3 protein-coding genes and 1 pseudogene are annotated in these 3,755 nt (G+C 68.3%); 2 read left to right on the top strand and 2 right to left on the bottom strand.

Going from position 1 to position 3,755, the window contains the following annotated elements:
- On the bottom strand, positions 1–879 hold an 879-nt coding region (locus P409_RS29145), incomplete at its 3' end, for an ATP-binding cassette domain-containing protein (protein ID WP_202964840.1).
- Positions 876–1,820 (bottom strand): sugar ABC transporter substrate-binding protein, encoded by a 945-nt coding sequence (locus tag P409_RS29140; protein WP_081991898.1) that lies wholly within the window; start codon positions 1,818–1,820, stop codon positions 876–878. The genes P409_RS29145 and P409_RS29140, both read right to left, overlap by 4 nt.
- A 192-nt stretch (positions 1,821–2,012) precedes the next feature.
- Between P409_RS29140 and P409_RS29135 the strand changes: the two genes are divergently transcribed.
- On the top strand, positions 2,013–3,032 hold the full coding sequence (locus P409_RS29135; protein ID WP_052121537.1) for a LacI family DNA-binding transcriptional regulator: 1,020 nt from the start codon (positions 2,013–2,015) through the stop codon (positions 3,030–3,032).
- Positions 3,033–3,238: 206 nt separating this feature from the next.
- Positions 3,239–3,755 (top strand): annotated as a pseudogene (locus P409_RS29130) (transposase); the annotation flags it as partial.

Below are 3,755 nucleotides of genomic sequence, written 5' to 3'. Positions count from 1 at the left end.
GAAGCTCACCTCCCGGACCTTGGGGTGCCGGGCCAGGCCGGAGACGCGCAGCACGGCATCGCGGCCCACGGCCCGGCCGCGGGCCGTCTCGGCCGGCCTGGTCTCGCCGCCGACGATCGCCTCTACCAGCACCGCCCGGCTCAGCGCATCCTGTCCGATCTCGGCCACCGACCGGCCGTCGCGGAACACGGTGACGCGGTGGCACAGCCGCAGGATCTCGTCCAGCCGGTGCGAGACATAGAGGATGGCGACGCCCGAGGCGGTGAGGTCGGCGATGATCGCGAACAGCCGCTCGGCCTCGCTGGCCGACAGCGAGGCCGTCGGCTCGTCCATCACGATCAGCCGCGCCTTGCGGACCAGGGCCCGGCAGATGCTGATCAGCCAGTTCTCGGCGGTCGACAGGCCCTTCGTGCCGGCGCGCAGCGGGGCGGTGATGCCCACTCGCCGGGCGATGGGGGCGACGTCGCGCTCGATCGCCGCCCAGTCGACCATGCCCAGGCGCCGCTTCTTCGGCACGCCGAGCATGATGTTCTCCAGCACGGTCATGCCGGGCACGAAGGCGAGCTCCTGGTGGATGAACCCCAGCCCCAGCGCGGTGGCGTCCTGGGGCGAGGCAATGGCGACTGGGGCGCCGTCGATCCGGACCTCGCCGGCATCCGGGCGGGTCAGGCCGGCCAGCACCCGGATCAGCGTCGACTTGCCGGCTCCATTGGCACCGACCAGCCCGTGCACCCGCCCGGCCTCGAGCGACAGCGAAACGCCCTTCAGCGCCTGGACCCCACCATACGACTTGGCCACACCGATGGCCGCCAGGAAGGGGGCGGCTCCGGTCGACGCCGGTGGATCCTCCGGGGCGGCCATGCGGTGCCCCAGGCTCATTTGCCGAGCGCCTCGGGGTGATCCTTCACGAACTGCTCGACCGTCTCCTTGGTGACCAGGACGGCCGGCACCTCGACCGCCTTGGGGGCCCAGTTCCCGGCGCCGCCTTTGATGTCGACCAGCAGCTTCACCATCTGGTAGCCCTCGGTGTAGCTGTCCTCCCAGGCGGTCGCGTCCATGTGGCCGCTGCGGATGTTCTCGATCGCCTGGGCATTGCCGTTGACGCCGTAGACCTTGACGTCGTCGCGGCCCTGCTGCCGCAGCGAGCCGATGGCGCCGATCGCCGGATCATCCCAGCAGCCCCAGATCGCCAGGTTCTCGTCCCCCGACGGGTGCGAGGCCAGCCAGGCGTTGGCGTATTCCGCGCCGTCCTGGAAGTAGCCTGGGATCCGAACCTCGTTCTTGGTGACCTTGATGTCCGGGTGCTTGGCCAGGATCTCATCGAACAGCGCCTCGCGGTTCCGGCAGACTTCGCCGGTGCGGTAGGTCAGGGCCAGGACGCTGCCCTTGCCGCCCAGATCCGCCACCAGCTTGTCGATCACCGGCTGGGCGAGGGGCGCGCCGGAGCCGTTGGTGGCGGCCACGCTGCCGCCCAGCCCGCCGCCCCAGGTCACGACCGGCACGCCCGCATCCTTCGCCGCGGCCAGCCCGGCCCCGATCGACGAGTAGGGGAACACCATGTCGACCACGGCGCCGGCGCCGCGCTGCACGAAATTCTGGATCGCGGCATTGGCCTGGTCGGCGCTGCCGGCGGCATCGATCACCGACACCTCCCAGCCGAGCTCCTTCGCCGCGGCGGTCGCGCCGGAAATGTAGCGGACGTTGTTGGCCTCGGTCGCGGCGATCGAGACGATGCCGAGAAGCGTCTTGTCCTGAGCCGCGGCCACGCCGGCCGGCAGAGCCATGACCACGGCAAGCATGCCGAGCAGCGGAGTCCTCATGTTCTTCCTTCCTCCCTCCGGGGCGTGAACCCTCCCGGGGCGGATCACGCCGGACCAGCGAACATCATCTAACCGTTTCGCTAAACTCGACAATCTCCCATGATCTGGCAAGCGTAAAATTCGTTGTATCGGCGCCTGGACAAGCCCGTTCCGATCAGCGACAGTCGGCGAAACGATTAGCTGGACGTCCAATTGGCAACCATCAGAGATGTTGCACGCGCGGCCGGCGTCTCGACCGCGACCGTCTCCGCCGTGGTGAATGACTCGGCCTATGTCAGCCCGGCGCTGCGGGCCCGGGTGCTGGCCGCGGTCAGCGAGCTGCAATACGCGCCCTCGGCAGTCGCCCGGAACCTCAAGCGCGGCAAAAGCCAGCTGATCGCGCTCGTCGTCGCCGACCTAGCGAACCCCTTCTTCGCCCGCATCGTCTGTGCCGCCGAAGCCGCGGCGACCGCCTGGGGCTATTCGCTGGTGGTGTTCAACAGCGACGAGAAGCCCGAGACCGAGCGGCGGGCCCTGTCCCGCATCAAGACATTGTCGTGCGATGGCGTGGTGCTGGTGCCGGTCGGCAGCCAGTCGCAGTACCTGAGACGGGATTTCGACGGGAACTCCATGCCGTCGGTCCTGTTCGGCCGTACGGTCGACGGCAACCGCTCGGATACGGTGACGCTCGACAATGTCTCTGCGGCGCGGCAGGTGACGACCTACCTCCTCGACCTCGGCCATCGCCGGATCGGGACCATCACCGGCCCCCTGCATCTGAGCTCCGGCCGCGGCCGCCTGGACGGCATGCTCGAAGCGATGCAAGGGCGGGGCATCTCTCCCCAGGCCGATCATGTCCGCAGCGGCGATTTCCGCGAGAACGTGGCCTATTCGGTGGCGCGCGACCTGCTGCAACAGCCGGATCGCCCCACCGCGCTTTATGTGGCCAACGGAGTCATGGCCCTGGGTGCGATGCGGGCGATCGTCGATCTCGGCCTCCGCTGCCCCGAGGACATTTCCGTCGCGTCGACCGACACGATCCCCGGTATCGGCGGGCTCCGGCCGCGGCTGACACGAACTGAACACCCGGTCGACGACATGACCAGTGAGGCGCTGCGGATGCTGGTCGACAGGATAAACAACGGCATGGAGTTGCCGCCGCGCAAAGTGATGTTCCAGCCCACATTCGTCCTGGGGGACAGTTGTAGCCCTCTCGTGGATCCCGGCAGATGACGGATATGGGAGGGGGCTGACCGCCGGAATACGGCAGCTTGGCCCAACACCTGATCGGGCCTGACGGGGCGGCATCGGCACCTTCCGCTTCGTCCTTCATGCCTCGCGAGGCTTCGGCTGAAGCGCGCCGATTGCGTTGAAAAAGTCGTCGTTGCTGGCGGAGTGAAGTGCTGATTCAGTCCTCCTGGGCAGAGGAGGACGCGGCGATGATGGGCGAGCGGACGGTGATGCAGGAGGCGCTGTTCTACGAGTTCAACCTCGAGCGCCACGTCCCGGCCGATCACCTGCTCCGCTCGATCGACCGGTTCGTCGACCTATCCGGCATCCGCGCGCATCTGCGGCCGTTCTACAGCGAGATCGGGCGCCCCCCCCGGCCGATCCCGAGCTGATGATCCGGATGCTGCTCATCGGGTACTGCTTGGGCCTCCGCTCGGAACGTCGGCTGTGCGAGGAGGTGCATCTGAACCTCGCCTATCGCTGGTTCTGCCGGCTCGGCCTGGAGGGCGATGTCCCGGATCATTCGACCTTCTCGAAGAACCGTCACGGCCGCTCCCGCGACAGCGACCTGCTGCGCGAGCTGTTCGAGACGACGGTGCGGCGCTGCATTGAAGCCGGGCTGGTCGGGGGCAACGGCTTTGCCACCGATGCCAGCCTGAACAAGGCGGACGCCAACAAGCAGCGCTCGGCGGAGGGATCGGAGGCGGTCGACTGGGAAGCGATGAC

Origin of the sequence: Inquilinus limosus MP06, assembly GCF_000767795.1 — a bacterium.
Taxonomy (GTDB): domain Bacteria; phylum Pseudomonadota; class Alphaproteobacteria; order DSM-16000; family Inquilinaceae; genus Inquilinus; species Inquilinus limosus_E.
The sequence above is the reverse complement of the archived record's forward strand: the minus strand, read 5'-3'. Positions and strand labels throughout refer to the sequence as shown.